The following is a 20,460-nucleotide window of genomic DNA, read 5'->3' as shown; positions in this document are numbered from 1 at the left end:
GCCGTCTGGTCCAGCATGGCGCCGAAGTCGATGGCGGGGTTGAAGCTGGACAAGTCCAGCTCCAGCCGATAGGTCTCGGACAGGGCTTCGTCCAGCGTGAATTCAATAACGTCGAATTCCACACCGCGAGCGGACGGCACGAAGGTAAAGCGCAGATCGGATGAGGGGGGCATGGTGTAGGCACTAGGCAGACGGGCGAGGAAAAACCGCGCTTGCACAGGCGCGAACCTGCGCAAGCGCGGCGGCGTGCCTTAGCTTTCCAGCGGTTTGCGCCAGTCGTCCGAGGCTTCCGTGCCCGCAATCTCGTGCGTCCACGTGATCTTGCGGTAGGCCATGGCCACCTTGATCAACTGCGTGAAGTCCGACTTGCTGGGGTCTTGCGCGTGCGGCAGCACGCTGGTGATGTCAACAATGGTGGCGTCTTCCAACGCGGTGGTGAAGAAGTGTTCCTGCTTGCCGTCGATGGACGTGCGGTACCACTTCACTTCCACTTCGGGCAGCATTTCACCGGAGGCCAGCGCGTGATACAGCAAGGGCGTGGCCTTGTTCAGCGCGCTGGTGAAGATGAAGGGCTTGTGCACGCGCTGGCCCGACGGCTGACCGCTTTGCGGGTCGGTCGGGGTGTTGACGCGGTGCTCGATTTCCTGGACCAGGATCTGGTCTTCGTGCCCTTCAACATACACGTTGCCGACCGAATCAGCGGTGAAGGCGCCTTCAGTGATGTTGCCCTGGGTTTTGCCCGAAATGCTGATGTAGGCGGGAGTAGGCATGATGTTTCCTTAGTCGTCGTAGTACATGGCCGTTGCGGCCGGATACTCCCCGAGGGAAGCGCTACGAGGGTCTAACGCAACATCCGTGCCAGGTCTTGAAGGAAGGAAATAAGCGTATATAAATCAACAGCTTGAAGGAAAAATAAGAAGATTCCGATAGGGCCGGGCTGGGCTGATTTCCTGGATTTCGCTGATTTTCAAGGTGAAATGGGCCAGTTCTGACTCGATTAAAAATAAGGCCTTATGAATCAACGGGTTGCAGCGGGTCAAATATGGCCTGATCGAGTCAAATCTGGCCCGGTACACGCGCGGCACACAGCGTTCTTGTGCAGCCGTCGTCGCTGCCAGACATAATTCACCTTCTATTTATTCCAGCGGGGCTCCTATGTTTTCCCATGTTTGCATCGGCATTCGCGACTTCGACCGCGCGCTTTCCTTCTATTCGGCGCAGGCCGAGGCGCTTGGGCTTGAGCTTCGATTCCTAGAGCGCGATATTCCCTGGGCAGGGTGGCAGCCCGCTGGCGGGGGCCGGCCGTTGTTTGTGATCACCGCGCCCTACGACGGTAAAGTCGCTGAGCCAGGCAACGGGCAGATGACGGCATTCTTGGCGGCAGACCGGGCGACGGTGGACCGCTGCCACGCGCTGGCCTTGTCGCTGGGCGGCAGGTGCGAAGGCCCGCCAGGGTTGCGGCCCGACTACCACGCGAATTATTACGGCGCCTACTTCCGCGACGCCGAGGGCAACAAGATTTGCGTTTGTTGCCATGGCCCGGATGAACAGCCCACCGGCTAACGCTGACTCATCGTTATCGGAAAGCGACGCATTCTCATTTATAATCGCCCTCGTGCCATCGCACGCTCGGCATGATCTTCATGGCGGACGCGCACCTTCAGTCAACCGGAACCCGCGATGATTTCCACTCAAGACCGTCAAGCGCTACAGCGCGAGCATGCGGCCTTGCTTGCCGCCTATGGGCAAGCGCAGTCGCATTGCAGTCGATTGCTCGCCACGCAGGCCGCGCGTATCCTGCACCTTGAAGCGGAGGCCATGCGGCTGCGCGCGGCCTTGATCATGCGCGATTCGGCGCTGGCTTGGGCGCGGGAAGATCGCCAGGCGCTGGAAGGATTGATTCCCGGCCTGCCCAGGCGAGTGGCCTTGGCGCGCCGCGTGAGCCAACTGATGGAACGGGTGCAGACCCTGATGCGGGAACGCCTGGCGTGGCAGGATCGCCTGAGCCAGCCCAGCGCACGTCAGGCTGAGCCACCGGGGAAGCAAGTGCCTGAACGACCGCCTGAACAGCATTCTCGGGATAAGCCGGCAACGCCATGCTTGACCGCGGCCGCCATGCGAGAAAAATCGGTGCTGTGCGTGAGTGAAGACGCCGTGGCCTTGATGCTGACACGCAAGGTCGTGGAGATGGCCGGCGGGCGTTATCTGGGACACAGTGGTGATGACCGTAGCGACGACACGCTGGAAGCCAGTCTGGTGGCGGCGGATTTGGTCATCTGCCAGACCGGTTGCGTCAGCCACGGCGCATACTGGCGTGTCAAAGACCACTGCACACGCACCGGTAAACAGTGCGTGCTGGTGGATAAGCCCGAGGCGCTCAGCGCCTGGCGAGTGGAGACGGGGCAGGAACGGTAGCGTCGCGTTACCTTGCGTTTCGGCATCACGGCGAAGCCCCGCAATACAGTACACGCAGCAAAAGGGGCAGACATGTTGAAAAAGCAGGACCGCGTATCCCACTCGTGGACAGATACGCTCGCCCGTCTGGAGGAAGAACGGATCATGTTGCAGCGCATAGCGGCGGGCGTGCCGCTGGCGCATGTGTTTGAACACGTCTTGCACGCCATCGAGGCCCAGTCCAGCACCGAGCTGCGTGCGGCGATCGCGCTGGTTGACGAGACAGGAACCTATCTGGTGCACAACGCCGCGCCCAGCCTGCCCTTGGCGTTCAACGCGGCGGTGCAACGCACGGCCATCGGACCCAACGTGGCGTCATGGGGCACTGCCGCATACACCGGCAAGCCGGTATATGTGGAGGACATTGCGTCGCACCCCGATTGGAAGGACTGGCGCGAGCTGGCGCTTGCACATGGCTTGCGAGCCTGCTGGTCCACCCCGATCACGGCGCCCGACGGCCGCTTGCTGGGCGTGTTCTCGAACTACTACAACGCGGTGCGCTCGCCATCGGCCAACGATATTGAAGCGATAGCGGTGGTGACACGCAGTGCCGCCTTGGCGATTGAACGCCATTTGATGGATGCCGCGCTGCACGCGAGCGGCGAGCGCTGGCGCGCCATGTTCGACGGCATGCAAGAGGCATTCTTTCTCAGCGAGGCCTTGCGCGACGCCGATGGCCGTATCGTGGACTTCCGGTTTCTAGAGGTGAATCCGGCCTTCGAGCGGCAAAGCGGCATGAAGGAAGGCGACACGCTGGGCCATACGCTGCGTGAAATGATTCCCGGGGTTCCGGGACAGATCATGGATGCATTCGCCCAAGTGGTCGAAACCGGCGAGTCCACCCAGTTCGAATTCGCAGTGCCGGGGCCGAAAGAAGCCTGGTACGAGGCCCGCGCCCGCAAAGACGGCGATGACCGCATGATGGCTTTGTTCCTGGACGTCACCGCTCGCAAGGTGGCCGAAACGGAGTTGTGGGAAGGGCAGCATCGCAAGAATTTCCTCTTGTCGCTGGTTGACCGCATGCGCGCCTTGCATCACCAAAGCGAGATCGAACACGCCGCGTGCTCGGGCCTGGGGCAGCATCTTGCACTGGGCCTGGCCGCGGTGCTGGATTGGCCCGACGAGAACGCACCGCCCACAATGTCGGCGTGTTGGCGGTCCGAGGCCGACGTGGCGGCGCAGCAGGCGCTGGCGCCCGAACAGCTAGGCGAGGAATTCCACGAAGCGATGCGCAAGGGCCGCACGGCGTATTTGCAACCGTTGGTGGCGGAGCAGGGCGGCGAGGTCCGTCCGTCCGCGATCGTGGTGCCGATGCGGCGATGGGGCAGGCAGGACGGCGCGTTACTGGTGCGTCCGCTGGCCACCAGCCGGCTAAAGGCCGGCGACGTGGCATTTCTGGAAGAGGTTTGCGAACGCTTGTGCGATGCGGTCGAACGCTCGCAATACGCGCGAACGCTCGAACAGCGGGTGGAAGACGCCATCGCGGAGCGCGACCGTATCTGGCGCCTGTCCCCGGAATTGCTGGCCGTGGTGGATAGCCAAGACCGCTTTGTCAGCGTCAACCCCGCCGTGCGGCCGATTCTGGGCTGGAGCCCCGAACAATTCCTGTCGATGGGACTGAGCGAACTTATCCATCCCGACGACCAGGCCGCCACGCGCGCGACGATTGCGCTGGCCGCGCAGGGCAATCCGGCGCAAACCGTCCGGCACATGGAAAACCGGCTGCTGACACGCGATGGCACCTACCGCTGGATCACCTGGAGCATGTCCTGGTCGCAAGACAACCTGTACATGACCGGACGCGACGACACCGACCTGAAGGTCCAGGCCGAGACCTTGCGCGATACCGAACAGGCGTTGCGGCAATCGCAAAAAATGGAAGCCGTGGGCCGGCTGACGGGCGGCATCGCGCACGACTTCAACAACATGCTCCAGGGCATTACCGGCGCCTTGTATCTGATTCAGCGCAAGCTGGCGGCCGGCACGCCGGAACAGGCGCAACGCTTCATCAACGTCGCCATGGATTCGGCGAACCGCGCCGCGCACCTGACTCAACGCCTGCTGACGTTTTCACGGCGCCAGCCCATCGACCCGAAGCCGTTCAGCGTGGCGCCCACGCTGCAATCCATGGCCGACCTCTTTCATCGCTACACGGGCGAGGGCGTGCGCCTGCGGTTCAAGCTGGAGCCCGATCTATGGACGGTGCGTTGTGACCGCAACCAGTTTGAGAATGCGCTGCTGAACCTTGTCATCAACGCTTGCGACGCCATGCCCAATGGCGGCGAACTGACCGTCGCGGCGCTGAACACGCGCCTGGACGAGGTCACGCTGCGTCCTTATCCCGGCGTGAGCCCCGGCGAATTCGTGGAAGTTTCCGTCACGGACGAGGGCTGCGGTATGTCGCCGGACGTGCTGGCCCATGCCTTTGATCCCTTCTTCACCACCAAACCGTTGGGCGAAGGCACGGGGCTGGGCCTGTCGATGATCTACGGGTTCGCCAAGCAGGCGGGCGGCATGGCCGTGTTGGAAAGCACCGTCGGGCAGGGCACCACGGTCAGGCTGCACCTGCCGCGTTATGACGGCGCCCCGGATGCCGGCCTGCGGGCCGAACCCGCCGCGCATCGCACGCAAGACACGACGAAGCCGTCGGTGGTCATCGTGGTGGAAGATGACGCCAATGTGCGCGACATGGTGCATGAATGCCTGGCCGAGCTGGGGATGCAGGTCTTGACTGCCGCTGACGGCGAGGCCGGCTTGGAATTGGTGCTGCGTACGACCGATATCGATCTCTTGGTGACCGACGTGGGGCTGCCCGCCCTGAACGGGCGGCAATTGGCCGATGCCGCGCGCGCGGCGCATCCTGGTCTGAAAGTGCTGTTGATGACGGGCTACGCCGAGAGCGCGGCGCGCGGCGGCGGTTTCCTGGAGTACGGGATCGAATTGATCGTCAAGCCGTTCTCGCTCGACATCCTGGGCGAGCGCGTGCAGCGCATGCTGGATGAGTCGGAGCTTGAGAGGAACGGGGGCCGCGCGGGGTAGAGAGGCCCTGCCGAGGCCAAGTGAAAGCGAGATGTGGCCGGCGGCGATGCCGGTGTTGCAAAGGCAGGTAAAAAATACCCTGCCGTGCACTCCGGAAGGCACTATCTCGCAAGAGGAACGAGTCCGCAGGCTGGGAACGGCAATTGCTTAAAGGTCTGTGCATTCCCACAAAGGAGTCTGACCTATGAAATTTCGTTCTCTGACTTGCGCTCTCGCATTGGCTGCCGGCTTGACGTCCGCTGGCGCGGTGTTGGCTCAAACGGCCACCCCGACCTCGCCGTCCAACACGCCGAACGACACGACCGCCGCGCAGCCCAATCGCCCCTTGCCTCCGGGCCAGATGGCGCCCGCGCCCAACCAGACCCCCTCAACCGGAACCGTGCCGCCCAATGTGGACAAGAGCGGCTCCATGTCCACGGGCAAGCATTCCGACCAGATGCCCAACAAAAAGCGCGAGGCGAATGACAACGTGCCGCGCACGCCGGCCTCCGGCGCCACGCCTCCTCCGGGCTATCCGAACACGGGCGGCTCGAAGTAAGCGCCAAGCAAAAGGCTTCCCCCAGGGAAGCCTTTTTTATGCGCCTGGCTTGGCCTTAGTGCTGCCTACGCAGTTCAGCGGGCGGTACGCGCAACTGCCCACGGTATTTGGAGACCGTGCGCCGCGCCAGCAAGATGCCGCTGGCCGCCAGTTGCTGCGTCAAGGCTACGTCGGACAGCGGCATTGCCGGATCTTCGGCGTCGACCATTTCCTTGATCAGCGCCCGCACTGCGGCGGCTGAACACGAGCCCCCCGACTCCGTGGCAAGTTCCCGCGAAAAGAAGTGTCGAAACTCGAACACGCCGCGTGGCGTCACCATGTATTTTCCGACGGTGGCGCGCGACACGGTGGACTCGTGCATGTCCAGGTCATCGGCCACTTCGCGCAGCATCAATGGACGCAAGGCGACTTCACCGTACTCAAAGAATGTCTGCTGACGCTTGACGATGGCCTCGGCCACGCGCTGGATCGTCGTATAGCGCTGCTCGACATTGCGCACCAGCCACCGCGCTTCCTGAAGCTCTTGCGCCATGGGGCTGCGGTCATCCAGGCGAGCGCGCCGGAACAGGTCCGCGTAAGTGCGATGCAGCCGCGCTTGCGGCATGGCGTTGCGGTTGGGCAGGACGCGCCAACGCGAATGCCACTTGTCCACGAACACGTCCGGCACAACATACACCGGCGCCTCGGCGCTGTAGCGTGAGCCGGGCTTGGGATTCAGGCTGCGGATCAGGGCGCAAGCTTCCCGTACCGCATCATCCGAGCACCCCAACAGCCGCCGCAGCCCGACGGAATCGTTCTTCCCCAGGCGATCCAGATGGTCGCGCACAATGCGCAGCGCCAGATCACGGACTGCGGGGTCCGCCGCCTGCGCGGCCGCCAATTGCAGCGACAGACACTCGGTAAGGTCGCGGGCCGCCAGTCCGGGTGCGTCCAACTGCTGTACCAGTCGCAGGGCGGCGATCCATTCGCCTTCATCGGGCGGGGGGGGGAACGCCGACTGGGCGGGGTCGCAAAGGCTGGTCAAGGGCGTCCGCAGGTAGCCGTCGTCATCCAGGGCATCGATGATGAATTCGGCCAGCAGGCGGTCGCGCGGCTCAAGATGGTAATTGCCCAGATCCGCCGACAGCCTTTCCCGCATGGATACGGTGGCGCAGACCCATTGCCCCATGTCCTTGCCGTCGCCGCCGCTGGACAGCTGGGTCGGGTAGTCCCCGGAATAGGCCGGCGCATCGGGGATGGGGTCGTCTGCATCCGCGGTGGGCGGGGTGGCGGCAGGTTCGGCAGCGGCTTCGCCCGCATCGGCGTAGTTGCCGGGCTTGATGGCGTCGCCGTTCACCGGGGGGGTATCGTCCTGCTCATCGCCGTCCTCTAGAAACGGGTTCGTGGCAAGCGCATGTTCCACCGCGGTCGTGAATTCAAGTGCCGACATCTGCAGCAGCTTGACAGACTGCTGCAAGCGAGGCGCAAGCGTCATTTGTTGGCGCAGGCGCAATTCTTGCGAGGGGTGGCCCAATCGAGTCTCCTGGATGAAAGCCGCCGAAAGGCGGACCATCCCAAGACTCATGCAAGATCCATGCCAGCCCATTTTGCGGGCGGGCGGGTGCAGGGCGCCGCCTGCGACAACGACCGTATTACAAGTGGAAGGTAAGAACTGCTCAGCCGCTGGCCAAACCTTCTTTTTCGTAGACGTCCAGGCGGTTGTACAAGGTCTTCAAGCTCACGCCCAACGTGTCCGCCGTGCGCCGCTTGTCGCCGCCATGATGGGCCAGCGTGGCCAGGATGAAGGCGCGTTGCGCCTGGTCCAGCGGCATGCCCACCGGAATGCTCATGGCGCCTTCGCGCAGTTCGGCCTGCTGGCTGGCCGGAGCACGGGTCAGCAGGTTGGCGTCCAGTTGCGTATCCGCCAGGATGTAGGCGCGCTGCACGACGTTGCGCAGCTCGCGTACGTTGCCTGGCCAGTCATGCTGCGCGATGGCCTCCAGCATGCGCTTGGAGAATGTCTTGTGCGTGTCGTGCCTTGCATTGAGGGCATCCAGGAACTGCTGCGCCAGGATCACGGCGTCGTCGCCGCGCTCGCGCAGCGGCGGCACGCGCAAGGGAATGACCAGCAGGCGGTGCAGGAAATCCTGGCGCAGACGGCCGTCCGCAACGGACACGGCCGGGTCGCGGTTGCTGGCGCAGATGATCCGCACGTTGGCGCGCAGCAGGTCGGTGCCGCCCACGCGCTGATACGTTCCCGCTTCCAGTACGCGCAGGAAATGCACCTGCATGTCGGGCGGCATTTCGGTGACTTCGTCCAGGAACAAGGTGCCGCCGCTGGCGTATTCGAAGTAGCCGGCATTCTGGGCCACGGCGCCGGTGAAACTGCCTTTTTCGTGGCCGAACAGTTCGGCGTGGGCCAGGGTGCCGCTGATCGCGCCGCAGTTCACGGCCACGAACGGCGCACCGCGCCGCTCGCTGGCGTCATGAATGGCGCGGGCAATGATCTCCTTGCCCGCGCCGCTTTCTCCCACGATGAATACACTGGCGTCGGTGGCCGCCGCCAATTGCAATTGAGTTGCCAACTTTTGCATGACGGCAGACATGCCGGTCACATCCATGGGAGTAACCGGGGACACGGGCGCACTGTCACGCCGCGCGGTGGTGCGATTTGCCATACGTTTACCTCGGGCCGCCGGGGCCTTACGCGACAGCACAATCGTAGTGGCGAGGTTGCCGCTCGTTTGCGACGAGTTGCAAGCATTCGAAAACTTTATTGGACAGTATCGATTCTTTACGCATTCTGCCGCCAGACTGTCTATTCTCACACTGGTAAACGCACGGCGACATTCACCTAAACCCTCGCACGTCTACACGGAGAAGCTATGCCTCATCTGCTTGTCGTCGATGACGACGACGCGATACGGGAAACACTGGCCGAAATGGGCCGCGACAGCGGTTTTTCGGTGGCGGTGGCAGGCAGTATCAAAGATGCCCTGATACAGCTGGAACGGCAAGCGCCGGATCTGGTGCTGACCGACGTCCGCCTGCCTGGCGGCAATGGTCTGGACATTTTCAAGAATGCGGCCGTGGCCAGTGCTGAAGTCGTTGTGATGACCGGCCATGGCACGGTGGATTACGCGGTGCAGGCCTTGCGCCTGGGCGCGAGCGATTTTCTGGTCAAGCCGATCTGCATGGAACGGCTGAATGAAATTCTGACGCGCGTTGTGACGAATGCCGGTGGCGAATTGCCGGGCATGCCATTCGAGGAACCCGGACGCTTCGGCAAGCTGTACGGCGAGTCACCCCGCATGGTCGAGCTCTACCACCAGATCGGGCGCGTGGCGCCCACGAACGTCACGACGCTGTTGATCGGCGAAAGCGGCACGGGCAAGGAACTGGCCGCGCATGCGATCCATGAACTCAGCACACGCCGGCAGCGGCCATTCATTGCCGTAAATTGCGGCGCGATATCGCCGAACCTGATCGAAAGCGAAATGTTCGGCCATGAGCGCGGCAGCTTTACCGGCGCTGATCGCCAACACAAGGGCTACTTCGAGCGCGCGGACGGCGGCACGCTGTTCCTGGATGAAGTGACCGAGATGCCGCTGGACTTGCAGGTCAAGCTGTTGCGGGTGCTGGAAACCGGACAGTTCATGCGCGTGGGCACCAACCGCGAGATCAGCTGCAACATCCGCATCGTGGCGGCCACCAACCGCAACCCGGAACAGGCCGTGCAGGAAGGCAAGCTACGCGAAGACCTCTATTACCGCCTGAGCGTCTTTCCGATCGAGCTACCGCCCTTGCGCGAGCGCGGTGACGACATCCTGCTGTTGGCGCGCCGTTTTCTGCAGGCGCAAAACCAGGAGTCCGGCAAGAACAAGGACTTTTCACCCGAGGCCGCTGAACTGCTCAAGCAATACGAATGGCCCGGCAACGTGCGCGAGCTCAAGAACTTTGTGCGGCGCGCCTTCATCATGGCCGACGGCGACGTGTTGGGGGTCGACATGCTGGTGCCGCAGGTGTCGCCGGCCGGCGATTCAGCGGGTGATGAAGTCAGTGTGCCGGTAGGCGAAACGTTGGCGGAAGCGGATCGGCGGCTGATACTCGCCACGCTGGAACGCTGCAACGGCGTCAAGAAGCAGGCCGCGCTGATGCTCGGCATCAGCCCCAAGACGCTCTACAACCGCCTTGAGGAATACGCGGCCGCCGGTGTCGTGTTGCCTCGCGAAGAAAGCAGGCCGCGCGATTCCAGGAGTGCCGCCTGAGGTTCGCGTCGGCATTCCTGCCTGGCTTGCTGACTGCGCAAATCACTTGCCGAATTGCTTTCCGGATTACTTGTCGTGGCGGGTCTTCAGGTCCGCCATGCAGGCATCCTTGGCTTCGCACTCCTTCTACAGACGCAAGTGGCGTTCCCACCCTCCCAGGCACGGCACTTGCGCAGGGTAACGTGACGCGACACGCATGATGCAAGTCGCCCTAAGCGATACGGAGAACGCAATGACACAGCAGACCGAGCAAGATCCGGGAAAATCCAAAGCGAATGAGCCCAAGGACGATACCGAAGCCGCACGCGACAGCGGCCAGTTCGGCGCCGACAAGCCGGGCTATGGAGAGGCGCGTGAACCCGCCAAACGGCCTGCCGACAAGAAGCCCAATACCAAGGGCGCGGAATTCGAAGAGGGCGGCCAGTATCCGGGCATTCGCAAGCCGGGCAACTAAGAGGCGGAATACCAAGGGGCGGCGGCCAAACCGACCCGGGGGAGGCGAAGCGCAGCCGGGTGCTCAAGCCGGCTCGCCTCCCCATCGGAACAGCATGACCACGCAATGCAGCGCGGCCAGCCCGATCAGGCCTTGTATGCCACGCGCCACCGCGTGGGGAAAAACGCGGGCAAACACATCCAGGTTGACGGCGGCCATCAGGCCGCAGTTCAAGCCGCCTGCCACCACCAGGATCAGCGCGGTCCAGTCGAGCAAAGACAGGTCGTGCGCACGCGCCGCGGCGCGCGGGGAAAAATCTTCTTGCTGTTCTGCAATATCTTCACTTTCTCCAGACATGTCCATGATGGGCGTTCTCCAAGAGGGGCCGGCTGCGGGTGATGAAGGGCAAGGCAGCGGCGCGTGGGGTAGCGCCGCGCGTTGTAGGCGCCCTAGCAAGCGCCATGCCGTTGCGGGCGGGGCCGCGGGTATGCAAGTTGCTGGTTCCAGCCTATTCGCAACCACGTGTCCGCCTACGGGAGAGCGCTATGTCTTTGATCGTTGCCGCCAGGTTCCAGACGTTTGACCAGGCCTCCGTCGCCACCCAAAACCTGTTCAAGGAAGGCTTTACGGAAGACGACGTCCACACGTTCTATATCAATTCGGCGGGCAGCCATTCCCGTTATCCCATCGGGGGCGACCGCGTGGCGGACCCCGATGCAAAGGGCGGACACATGGGTGCGGTGGCCGGCGCGTCCGCGCTGGGTCTGTTGTTTGCCTTGGTGGGCGGGGCCATCGCCGCCCAGATGGCGGCCTCCGTGTTCATCGTGATCGTGGCCGCGGGCGTGGGCGCGTACCTGGGCGCGCTGGTTGGCGCCATGTGGGTGGTGGGGCGGGGCCGGCGCAAGACCTCGGTGTCGCCCGTCGTACAGGAATCCCATCCGGCCATACGCATGGCCGGCGTCATGCTTGCGCTGCATGTGACGGCGGATCAAGAGGCGCGGGCGCGGCGTGTACTGCGCGAGTCTGGCGGGCAGGACATCGAGCGCGCCCAGGGGCGTTGGCGCGACGGCAAATGGCAGGACTTTGATCCGCTGACGCCGCCCCAGACCGTTGAAGCGCCTTCGCCCACGCCCTGAACCCCGGTCTCGCCCCGACGCGATCGTGTATCAGTCGCCCGCGCTGCCGGTGATGGGCAGCACGATGCCCGTGATGTAGCTGGCGCAGACTGGCGCGGCCAGGAACACATAGGCCGGCGCAATTTCTTCCGGTTGCGCCGGGCGGCCCAGGTCCGTCTTCTTGCCAAATTCCTTGATGGCCTGGGCGCTTTGGTCGGCCGGGTTCAAGGGCGTCCAGACAGGGCCGGGCGCAACCGCGTTCACCCGGATGCCGTCGGCGGCAAGATTGGCGGCCAAAGAGCGCGTGAATGCATGGATGGCGCCCTTGGTCGACGAGTAATCCAACAGCTTGGCGCTGCCGCGCAGGCCGGTCACCGAACCCGTATTGATGATGGAGGCGCCGGCCTTCAGGTGAGGCAGCGCCGCGCGCGCCATGTAGAAATAGGCGGTGATGTTGGTACGCAGGGTCTTGTCCCACTTGTCGTCACTGATCTCGACAAGCGACTCGGAGTGCTGCTGATAGGCGGCGTTGTTCACCAGAATGTCCAGCTTGCCGAACGCGTTGACAGCCTTCGCCACGGCATCCTTGCAAAAGGCCGGGTCTTGCACGTCACCCGGGACGAGCACGCAACGCCGGCCTTCGGCTTCGACGACGCGGCGGGTTTCCTCGGCATCTTCATGCTCGTCCAGGTAGACGACCGCGACGTCGGCCCCTTCGCGGGCGTACAGCACGCTGACCGCGCGGCCGATACCGGAGTCGCCGCCCGTCACGATGGCGGCCATGCCTTGCAGCTTGCCGCTGCCGGCGTAACCCGGCGCTTGATATTGCGGTTTCAGCACCATGTCGGATTCATTACCGGGCTTTTCCAGATGCTGGCCGGGCATGGGTGGGGTGGGGTGCGGACGGGCGCCGGTGTCGGTGGTGCCGGTGGTGCTCTTGGGTTTGCTCATGGTTGGGCTCCTGTTGTCGTGGCATGGCGCAAAAGACCGCGCCGTGGCAAGGCAGGCGGGGAGCAAACCCTGTTCCCAGGCCGCCATGCTGTCGCGGTTTGGGCACGTCACTTGCGAGAGTGCCCCTACCGGCGCCGACTCTGGCGCCGGTATTCCGTCAACGCGATGAAAGTGAGACAGCCATGAACAAGGACCAGGTGAAGGGCAAGATTGACGAAGCCGCCGGCAAGGTGAAGGAGGTGGCAGGCAAGGCGACAGGCAACGCATCGACCGAAGCCAAGGGCACGGCCCAGAAAGTGGCCGGCAAGACGCAGGCGGCCTATGGCGATGCGAAGGAAAGGGCCGAGGACAAGGCTCAGGGCAAGGCCTGAACCCCAGGCTGAATACCCGGGCTGAATACCTGGGCTGAATGCAACAAGGTCCGGACGTGATCCGGACCTTGTGGGGTGGCGCTTGCCGTGGCTTACTGGCGTCCGACCACCACGCCGAACAAGAACGCCGCGCCGGCCACCAGCCCGATGGCTTGCCACGGGCGAGCGTGGATGTATTCCTCGGTGCAATCTATCGTTTCGCGCATCAGGTCGCCCGCGTTGTCAGAGGCGTCGCGCAGGCTGCGCCGCGTGGCCGCCAACTGATCCGCCAGGCGTGCCTTGAGCGCATCCAGATCGCCCGGGTCGGCGTCGCGCAAGGTGGCTTCGATTTCATCGATCCAACTTTCCGGATGGCGCGCGCGGCTGCGCGACCCACGATTGTCCGGGCCGTTCTCGGGAAAGTCGGAAGGCAAAGGGGTGTTCGTAGAGGCCATCTAGAAGCTCCTGGCAGTCGGGCTGGGTAGGCGCCAGCGCTGGCCTGCCCGTGCGGCCGCGTGGCGTGTCGAAGCGTCAAGCTTCAAGCATATCTTGGCAAGCCAGCGTGCAGGCCAGGCAGGCGCCCGCGCATATCTGGCAATGTTCCACGTCCTGGTAAGGCGCGCAAGCGCGGGCGCAAGCATCGCAGACCAAGGCGCACAACGTGCAAAGCGCGGTGGAAAATTCGCCGTTGCGCGCCAGCATGGCGGCGCAAAGGCGGCACACGCTGGCGCAATCCGTCGCCAGACTGATGCAGCGCTTCATCCGCGTAGCGTTGGTTTCAAGGCAGCCCGCGGCGCACTGGTCACAAGCCACCGCGCATTCATAGCAGGCTTGCACACATTGCTCGAAGTTTGGGTCTCGCATTGCATCTCCTTGTGAGTGCCCGTGGCGCTTGGCAAAGGCGCGCCCGCCCCGCGCCGGGCACATCCGCTTGCAATTTGAAGATACTGACCTTGGTTTGCACGGGTCAGCCGCCGTAGGATGAATGCTCGAAACCAGACAGGAGTCAGCATCATGAAATCCCGATCCGCTTCGAAACCCGGCAACGCCGCCCGCCCGGCGGCCGACACTGACGACACCGCAAAGATACTGCCGCCACGCGGCCCCGTCGATGTGCCGAAACAACCAGTCAAACCAGACGCCTCCACGCCCAACGAAGCCGCGCGCGACAAACGCATCGTGGTCGACAACCAGACCGAATCGAACTGGGCGGACGGCGATGCGCCGCAGCCCCGCGCGAAGAACGCGCGCTCACATCTGCTCTGAGGGCGTGGGCGGCGCGGGCACGTCCAGTGGCGGCAGGTTTTGCAGAAATGCCAGCAGCCGCCGTTCGTCGGCATGCAGGCCGCGCGGCCCGTCTGGCGCGCGCGTCTTTGGCGGCAAGCGGCCTTCCAGATAGGCTTCGAGCACTGCCGGATGCACATAGCAGGCGCGGCACACGGCGGGTGTGTTGGCCAGCCGCCTGGACACTTGCTTGATCACGTCGGCCACCTGTTGGCGCGCTTGCGTGGCGCTCTCGATCGGCTGGCCTTGCAGGGCGGCATAGGCCATCACCGAGCCAGCCCAGGTGCGGTAATGCTTGGCGGTAAAGTCACCATCGCCGGCCGCGCGCAAATAGGCATTTACCGCGCCTGAATCCACCGGATGTTTGGCGCCGTCTTCATCCAGGTACTGGAACAACTGCTGGCCTGGAATTTCCATGCAGCGTTTGATGATGCGCGCCACCCGGCGGTCTCGGACGGTGACGTCATGGGGCACGCCGCTTTTTCCCACGAACCGGAAACGAAAGCTGCTGCCCGCCACCGTGGCGTGGCGACGCGTCAGCGTGGTCAAGCCATACGATTTGTTGGACCGCGCATACTCGCGCGCGCCGATACGGATCAAGGTCGTTTCCAGCAGCCGTACCAGCGTGGCCACCACCTTGTCCTGCGTCAGCCCGCGCGCCCGCATGTCGAGCGCCACCCGGCGCCGGATGCGCGGCAGCGCCTGCCCGAAGGCAAGCAGGTTTTGATATTTGCCCGCATCACGCAGCGCGGCCCAAGCCGGGTGATACCGGTATTGCTTGCGACCGCGGGCATCGCGGCCGGTGGCTTGAAGATGGCCGTGGGCCAGGGGGCAGATCCAGACGGCTTCATACGCGGGCGGTATTGCAAGCTTGTTGATGCGTTCAATTTCCGCATCGTCGGTAATGCGTTTGCCATCCGCGTCGAGGTAATGAAACGTGTTGCCGTTGACCCGTACCCGGCGATACCCCGGCAGAGTGTCGTCCACATAGACCAAAGGGGGGTCAATGGCGCTCGGCGCCGTGTCGGCATGCGGGGTGCGGGTGTCCATGCTGTCTCCGGAAACAGGCGCGCGCAGCGCAAGCAAGCGCCGTGCCTGACGCCGCTTGCGGCAAGCTGAAGGTTTGGGCACGGCGCTTGCTGAGGGGGGTTCAGCGACAAATGTCCGCGAATCGATTGTTTCGGGCCCTGTGGTTTTGCGGGGTTCGCGATGATCCCTACAGGAGAGTGCCATGCAAGCCACACAGTATCTACACGTGCCGCCGAAACCCGAGCCCATCCCGCCGGGTTCGCCGCCGGGAGACCTGCCGGTGGATCCGGACACCGACCAACCCGAGGTGGACCTGCCGCCGCTATCGCCGCCCGTCAAGGAAATTGAGCCACCAAAGCGTTGATGCCCGCTTGCCATCCAAGAATTCGAATCAATAACGACGAGGAGTCATCATGTCGACCATCCTGCTGATCATTCTGATCCTGCTGCTTATCGGCGCTGTGCCGGCGTGGCCGCACAGTAAAAGCTGGGGCTATTACCCTAGCGGCCTGCTTGGCATTGTCGTGATCGTGCTGATCGTGATGCTGCTGATGGGGCGCATATAGCGTTCTGATGGCTGCTAACTCGGCCCGGCCGCGCCGCGCGCGGGCTGGGCCACCCGAGTTTTGCCAGGAGGAATGGCCGCTGCCTGGACGGCGGGTAGCGCATGAGGGTCCCCAGGCGTAAGATTTCGGCGCCTACATCGACCCGCCTATCCGCAGCAGCAACATGCCCATTCCCTTACTGATTCTGATCGACAGCGTGCAGGACTATCTGCCCGAGATCCAGGCGCGCGGGTTTCAGCCCGTGTACGCGCCTGACGACCAAGCCCGAGAACAAGCCATTCAGGACCACGCCGACAAGATCCGCATCGTCCTGACGCGCGGCGCCACCGGCCTGCGCGCCGATGAAATGGCCGCCATGCCCAAGCTGGAACTGGTCTGTTCGCTGGGCGTGGGCTACGAAAACATTGACCTGGCCGCGGCGGCCGCGCGCGGCATCGTGGTCACCAATGGGCCGGGCGCCAATGCCGTGTCGGTGGCCGACCACGCCATGGCGCTGTTGCTGGGCGCGGCCCGCCGTCTGCCACAGGCTGATGCCTGGGTGCGGCAAGGAAAATGGAGCGGGTTCATGGGGCCGCAGGTGACGGGCAAGCGCCTGGGCATTCTGGGGCTGGGCACCATCGGCCTTGAAATCGCGCGCCGTGGGGCGAACGGGTTCGGCATGCGGGTCGGCTATTACAAACGGCGGGCGCGCCCCGAAACGGGCTACACGTATTTCGATAACCCGCGCGCGCTGGCCGCGGAATCCGACTTTCTGGTCATCGCCACACCCGGCGGCGCCAGCACGCGGCATCTGGTGGATGCCGAGGTGCTGCGGGCCCTGGGCCCCGAGGGCTATCTGGTGAACATTGCGCGCGGCAGCGTAGTGGATACCGACGCGCTGATCGCGGCGCTGGCCAGCGGCGGCATCGCCGGGGCGGGGCTCGATGTGGTGGATGGCGAACCCCACCTTCCTGACGCGCTCAAGCAGTTGGACAACGTGGTGCTGACCCCGCACAGCGCGGGACGCTCACCCGAGGCGGTGGCGGCCACCGTGGCACTGTTTCTGGAAAACGCCACGGCGCATGTCAACGGCAAGCCCGTGCTGACTCCGGTGCGGGACGCGCACGCGCAAGCCGCCTGAGCCAGGCCCGGGCCTGAGCCGCGGCCGGTACTCGTCGCGGGCTTAGTGCGAGAACATGATCGGCACGGTCATGCTTTGCAGGATGAACGCGGTGGCGCCGCCCATGGCCCATTCGCGGAACTTGCTGTGGCCATAAGCGCCCATCACGATCAGGTCGGCGCTGTGGTCGGCGACCGCGTTCAGGATGGTGCTGCCCACGCCCACCCCCTTGATGGCGCGGCGCACGTGTTCCGGCGCCGGCATGCCGTGCGCGACGCAGTACGTGGCCAGGTCGTTGAAGGGCACGACTTCGTGCCCGGCGGCATTTTCGCCTTCGTCCATGGTCAGCACCACCAGGTGCGACGCCAGGCGCAGGGCTGGGGCGGCGTCGGCCAGGGCGCGGGCCGCTTCCCGGCTGCCGTCCCAGCAATAGAGCACGCGTTTGCCTATGCCTGAAAAATCACCGCTTGATGGCAATACCAGCACGGGCCGGCCGGTGGTCAGCAGCATCTGTTCCACGAATTCTGTCTCGTGCGCGGCGTCGACATCGTCGCGGTTGAACTGGCTGATGATGACAAGGTCGCTGCTGCGTGCGTGCAGCGCAACGGTGGCGCTGGGCGCGGCATCGCCCGCGCGCACCACGGCGGGCACGTCGGCGGCCGCGGCGGCTTCCAGAAAGGCGTTCTGTACCGCGCCCCGATTTTGCGCCTGCAGTTCCTTCATGACGTCCAGCGTGCGCGACATCAGCACGGACTCACCGTAGTAATACTGGGGCGGCGCGGCGTTGGCATAAATGCCGACCACGTCCGCCTGATGCTGTTTGGCTAGCGCCAGCGCCAAGGCGGTGCGGCGTTTGCAGTCGAATCCGTGGTCCAGGTGGACGGAAATGCGTCGGTACATGGCGGGCCTCCTTGATAAGCGTTCCCATGAATCCATGGTTGCGCGATCCGGCTGGCCCGCCATTGACGCGCGTCAACTTGGCGCTACTTTTTGCCGACGGCGTCAACCACGGCTAGCGCGGCGCTTCCTTTTCCACGCGGTCGCGCAGTTGCCGCACCTGGCGCGCCTGTTGGGCGATGCGGTCCAAGGGGCCGGCCAGCGCGGGGTCGGCGGACTGCACGGCGGCCGGGACCGTGAACTGGCGCGGGGCCAAAGCGGGTGCATTGTCCTGGGGATGGAGCGCGTGCGCCAGGACCAGGCCGTAATCCTGCAGCGCCTGCGCGGCGGCCGGAGCGTCGGGCGGCAAGGGCGGCTGGATTTCCAGCACGGTGCCGGCGGCGGTAATGCGCCGCATGGCGTTCAACAGGTTGACGGCGGTGTCGACCTTGCGGTCGCGGTGCACGGGGTTTTGCTGCAGCCGCTGCAAGGACGCTTCGGCGTTGTCGGCCGACAGGCAGGCCAGCCGGCGCAGGCCGACAATGTCGACCGCGCCGGCATCCGCCTGGGAATTGCTTTTCAGGCGGATCAGCGCCAGGGCGTAGGCGGCGTGGCGATCCAGGGCGCGCGTCAACGCGTCGGCCAATTGGCGCGGTTCTTTTTCGGGCCACACCAGAAAGCCCACCAACAAGGCCAGAATGCCGCCCAACACGCTGTTGAAGGCACGCAGCGCGGCCAGCATGGGTTCGTAGATCTCGGGTTGCTGGATATGGCTGACCAGCACGAACTGAGAGGTCAGGAAGAAGGTGAACAGCGCGTAATGGATGGTGCGGGCGGCGAAGGTGCCCAGCGCAATGGGCAGCACCGCCAAGGCCACGGACAGCGGCGTGCTCAGCAACAGGCCCAGCAATGACGCGCCGATGGCGCCGGCCACGCTGCCGATCACCCGCTCTAGCGTGCGCTGCCAGGTAGTGGCGAAATAGGGCTGCAGGATGAAAACCAAGGTCAGCGACATCCAATAGCCGTGATTGACGGCAAAGGTCTTGGACAACGCCACGGCAATGGTGGCGCCCACCCCCACGCGCAGGGCATGGCGAAAGGCGTCGGACTCCACCCCCAGGTTCTGGCGCAAGGTGCGGGCAGCCTGGCGCGCGCGGCTTGCCAGGCCTGGAACGGCGACCGGCGCCGTGGGCGTGTCGCCTTGGTCGAACAGCGCCTGCATGACGGCCTGGGCGGTGTGCAGCATGCGGTCCAGCACTGGCACGATCGAGGCCAGATCGGGCGCATACGCCATTGCACCGCCACGCAGATCATGCAGGCCGGCGCTGAAGTGCGCCAGCCGCTCGCGCAGGCATTGCGCCTGTTTGGCGTCACCAACGTCGGACGTGCTGGCGATGGCGTTGCACACGCTCGCGTAGCGGTGCAGCGCATGGGACAGATGCGCGCCCGCGCTGCGGCCCAGCCAGCGGGGCGCATTGGACTCCAGCAGGTCCGCTGCGGCCACCAGCGCAATGAAGCTGTCTTCGGCGCTGTCCAGCAGGTACATCAGTTGGTGCGCGCGGGCGCGCCGCGAGGGGCGGGTGTCCTGCACTTCACGGATACGCACCCGGGCCGCTTCCAATGCCGCCCGCTGCGCACTGCGTTGCGGCTTGGTGACGGCCGTCCACGCCTGGGGACCGCCCGTTGGGGTCAGGCCGGAATACATGCGCGCCAGGGCATCGGCAAAGTCGGCCAGGCCGCGATAGCAGTGGGCGACCGCGTGGGTCGCGTCTTTCCAGGGCCGCCTGCGCCACACCAGCGCGGTCATCAACATGGCCCAGACCGCGCCCGCCAGGAAAAACAGCGTGTAGGACAGGCTTTCGGCCATGGTGGGCGCGGGCAGTTCGGCCGCCACCACGAACCCGGCCGACAGCAGTGTGCCGACGATGGCGGCGGCAGGCCCCAACACCCGCAGCAGCCCGCCAAAGGTGCAGCAGACGAAGGTCAGCGGCAGCAGCAGCCACAGATGTCCGGCGCTGGCGCTGGCCAGGAAGCAGAACAAGGCGCCGATCAGCCCCAGCGCCAGCATGGAACCCGCGCGCTGGCGTAACGGCCCGCCGGGGTCGCCGAAGCAGGCCCAGAAGGCGGCGATGGCGGTCCAGCCCAGGCGGGGTTCGTGCGCCAGCACGGCCAGAATGACGGGGGCCGCGCTGATCGCGGCGGCTTGCAGGGCGTCCAGCCACAGCACATTGCGCAGCGAGGCGCGCCAGAGGGAGAGCAGTTTTGTCACGCTAGAACAGGGCAGCTTCAGGCAGGGGGAAAGGCGTAGGACGCAAACCCTAGCATGTCGACAAGGATGTCTGCGTATACGGACCGTTACATTAATGTGAATCCAGCATCTGAAGCACGCAAATTTGCCTGGAACAATTGCGCAAAATGGCATAAAAAAACAAGTGCGGTCGCGTTATCGATAATTTTGGTGACACGCGATCGCGGTAAG

Annotated in this window: 22 protein-coding genes; 12 read left to right on the top strand and 10 right to left on the bottom strand. The window is 64.5% G+C overall.

Features of this window, described 5'->3' with window-relative positions; all coding sequences use genetic code 11:
* Window positions 1-251 precede the first annotated feature (251 nt).
* A complete protein-coding gene (locus WBR68_RS23935) occupies window positions 252-770 on the bottom strand; it encodes an Hcp family type VI secretion system effector (protein WP_046803329.1) in 519 nt (172 codons plus the stop codon).
* Window positions 771-1,155: 385 nt separating this feature from the next.
* Between WBR68_RS23935 and WBR68_RS23930 the strand changes: the two genes are divergently transcribed.
* The 4 genes from WBR68_RS23930 (at window position 1,156) to WBR68_RS23915 (ending at window position 6,031) form a co-directional block, all read left to right on the top strand.
* Window positions 1,156-1,563 carry a VOC family protein gene (locus WBR68_RS23930; RefSeq protein ID WP_050444713.1) on the top strand — a complete coding sequence of 136 codons (408 nt, stop codon included), beginning with the start codon at window positions 1,156-1,158 and terminating at the stop codon, window positions 1,561-1,563.
* A 117-nt stretch (window positions 1,564-1,680) separates the two neighbouring features.
* Window positions 1,681-2,415 (top strand): DUF2325 domain-containing protein, encoded by a 735-nt coding sequence (locus tag WBR68_RS23925; RefSeq protein WP_230695439.1) that lies wholly within the window; start codon window positions 1,681-1,683, stop codon window positions 2,413-2,415.
* A 72-nt stretch (window positions 2,416-2,487) separates the two neighbouring features.
* Window positions 2,488-5,493, top strand: a complete 3,006-nt coding sequence (locus tag WBR68_RS23920; protein WP_230695438.1) for a PAS domain S-box protein — start codon at window positions 2,488-2,490, stop codon at window positions 5,491-5,493.
* 184 nt (window positions 5,494-5,677) lie between these two features.
* The gene (locus WBR68_RS23915) at window positions 5,678-6,031 is read left to right on the top strand and encodes a hypothetical protein (RefSeq protein WP_050444716.1); all 354 of its coding nucleotides are present in this window, start codon (window positions 5,678-5,680) and stop codon (window positions 6,029-6,031) included.
* A gap of 55 nt (window positions 6,032-6,086) precedes the next feature.
* On the opposite strand, the gene WBR68_RS23910 is transcribed toward WBR68_RS23915, so the two are convergent.
* Both WBR68_RS23910 and WBR68_RS23905 read right to left on the bottom strand, forming a co-directional pair.
* A complete protein-coding gene (locus WBR68_RS23910) occupies window positions 6,087-7,544 on the bottom strand; it encodes an RNA polymerase factor sigma-54 (RefSeq protein WP_446697887.1) in 1,458 nt (485 codons plus the stop codon).
* A gap of 142 nt (window positions 7,545-7,686) precedes the next feature.
* Window positions 7,687-8,631: a sigma-54 interaction domain-containing protein gene (locus WBR68_RS23905; protein ID WP_083447188.1), complete on the bottom strand. Its 945-nt coding sequence runs from the start codon at window positions 8,629-8,631 to the stop codon at window positions 7,687-7,689.
* Between the two features lie 264 nt (window positions 8,632-8,895).
* Between WBR68_RS23905 and WBR68_RS23900 the strand changes: the two genes are divergently transcribed.
* Window positions 8,896-10,278, top strand: coding sequence for a sigma-54-dependent transcriptional regulator (locus WBR68_RS23900; RefSeq protein ID WP_127184641.1), 1,383 nt, complete (start codon window positions 8,896-8,898; stop codon window positions 10,276-10,278).
* A 232-nt stretch (window positions 10,279-10,510) separates the two neighbouring features.
* Window positions 10,511-10,732, top strand: a complete 222-nt coding sequence (locus WBR68_RS23895) for a hypothetical protein (RefSeq protein ID WP_050444719.1) — start codon at window positions 10,511-10,513, stop codon at window positions 10,730-10,732.
* Between the two features lie 63 nt (window positions 10,733-10,795).
* Here the strand turns inward: WBR68_RS23895 and WBR68_RS23890 are convergent, their stop codons facing one another.
* Window positions 10,796-11,074 carry a DUF378 domain-containing protein gene (locus WBR68_RS23890; protein WP_050444720.1) on the bottom strand — a complete coding sequence of 93 codons (279 nt, stop codon included), beginning with the start codon at window positions 11,072-11,074 and terminating at the stop codon, window positions 10,796-10,798.
* A gap of 182 nt (window positions 11,075-11,256) precedes the next feature.
* Between WBR68_RS23890 and WBR68_RS23885 the strand changes: the two genes are divergently transcribed.
* The gene (locus WBR68_RS23885; protein ID WP_230695436.1) at window positions 11,257-11,847 is read left to right on the top strand and encodes a hypothetical protein; all 591 of its coding nucleotides are present in this window, start codon (window positions 11,257-11,259) and stop codon (window positions 11,845-11,847) included.
* 30 nt (window positions 11,848-11,877) lie between these two features.
* Here WBR68_RS23885 and WBR68_RS23880 read toward each other — a convergent pair whose 3' ends face one another.
* Window positions 11,878-12,777: an SDR family oxidoreductase gene (locus WBR68_RS23880; RefSeq protein ID WP_127184638.1), complete on the bottom strand. Its 900-nt coding sequence runs from the start codon at window positions 12,775-12,777 to the stop codon at window positions 11,878-11,880.
* Between the two features lie 182 nt (window positions 12,778-12,959).
* Between WBR68_RS23880 and WBR68_RS23875 the strand changes: the two genes are divergently transcribed.
* The gene (locus tag WBR68_RS23875; protein ID WP_230695435.1) at window positions 12,960-13,148 is read left to right on the top strand and encodes a CsbD family protein; all 189 of its coding nucleotides are present in this window, start codon (window positions 12,960-12,962) and stop codon (window positions 13,146-13,148) included.
* 92 nt (window positions 13,149-13,240) lie between these two features.
* Here the strand turns inward: WBR68_RS23875 and WBR68_RS23870 are convergent, their stop codons facing one another.
* A complete protein-coding gene (locus WBR68_RS23870; RefSeq protein ID WP_050444724.1) occupies window positions 13,241-13,582 on the bottom strand; it encodes a DUF883 family protein in 342 nt (113 codons plus the stop codon).
* 76 nt (window positions 13,583-13,658) lie between these two features.
* A complete protein-coding gene (locus tag WBR68_RS23865; protein ID WP_050444725.1) occupies window positions 13,659-13,991 on the bottom strand; it encodes a four-helix bundle copper-binding protein in 333 nt (110 codons plus the stop codon).
* Between the two features lie 150 nt (window positions 13,992-14,141).
* On the opposite strand from WBR68_RS23865, the gene WBR68_RS23860 reads away from it, so the two are divergent.
* Window positions 14,142-14,393 (top strand): hypothetical protein, encoded by a 252-nt coding sequence (locus WBR68_RS23860; protein WP_050444726.1) that lies wholly within the window; start codon window positions 14,142-14,144, stop codon window positions 14,391-14,393.
* On the opposite strand, the gene WBR68_RS23855 is transcribed toward WBR68_RS23860, so the two are convergent.
* A complete protein-coding gene (locus WBR68_RS23855) occupies window positions 14,379-15,461 on the bottom strand; it encodes a DNA topoisomerase IB (protein ID WP_230695434.1) in 1,083 nt (360 codons plus the stop codon). The genes WBR68_RS23860 and WBR68_RS23855 overlap by 15 nt on opposite strands.
* Before the next feature lie 181 nt (window positions 15,462-15,642).
* Between WBR68_RS23855 and WBR68_RS23850 the strand changes: the two genes are divergently transcribed.
* The 3 genes from WBR68_RS23850 (at window position 15,643) to WBR68_RS23840 (ending at window position 17,126) form a co-directional block, all read left to right on the top strand.
* Window positions 15,643-15,804, top strand: a complete 162-nt coding sequence (locus WBR68_RS23850) for a hypothetical protein (protein ID WP_164741258.1) — start codon at window positions 15,643-15,645, stop codon at window positions 15,802-15,804.
* A gap of 49 nt (window positions 15,805-15,853) precedes the next feature.
* Window positions 15,854-16,006 carry a DUF3309 domain-containing protein gene (locus tag WBR68_RS23845; protein WP_083447189.1) on the top strand — a complete coding sequence of 51 codons (153 nt, stop codon included), beginning with the start codon at window positions 15,854-15,856 and terminating at the stop codon, window positions 16,004-16,006.
* A 163-nt stretch (window positions 16,007-16,169) separates the two neighbouring features.
* Entirely contained in the window at window positions 16,170-17,126 is a 957-nt protein-coding gene (locus WBR68_RS23840; protein WP_230695433.1) for a 2-hydroxyacid dehydrogenase, read from the top strand.
* A 42-nt stretch (window positions 17,127-17,168) separates the two neighbouring features.
* On the opposite strand, the gene WBR68_RS23835 is transcribed toward WBR68_RS23840, so the two are convergent.
* Complete coding sequence (locus tag WBR68_RS23835) at window positions 17,169-18,005, bottom strand: universal stress protein (RefSeq protein WP_050444729.1); 837 nt, start codon at window positions 18,003-18,005, stop codon at window positions 17,169-17,171.
* Window positions 18,006-18,117: 112 nt separating this feature from the next.
* Window positions 18,118-20,250 carry an FUSC family protein gene (locus tag WBR68_RS23830; protein WP_230695432.1) on the bottom strand — a complete coding sequence of 711 codons (2,133 nt, stop codon included), beginning with the start codon at window positions 20,248-20,250 and terminating at the stop codon, window positions 18,118-18,120.
* Between the last annotated feature and the right edge of the window lie 210 nt (window positions 20,251-20,460).

The sequence above is a fragment of the Achromobacter sp. JD-1 genome, from assembly GCF_038594925.1.
Lineage (GTDB): Bacteria > Pseudomonadota > Gammaproteobacteria > Burkholderiales > Burkholderiaceae_B > Achromobacter > Achromobacter spanius_C.
Note: the sequence above shows the minus strand (reverse complement) of the source record. Positions and strands in the feature narration are given on the sequence as shown.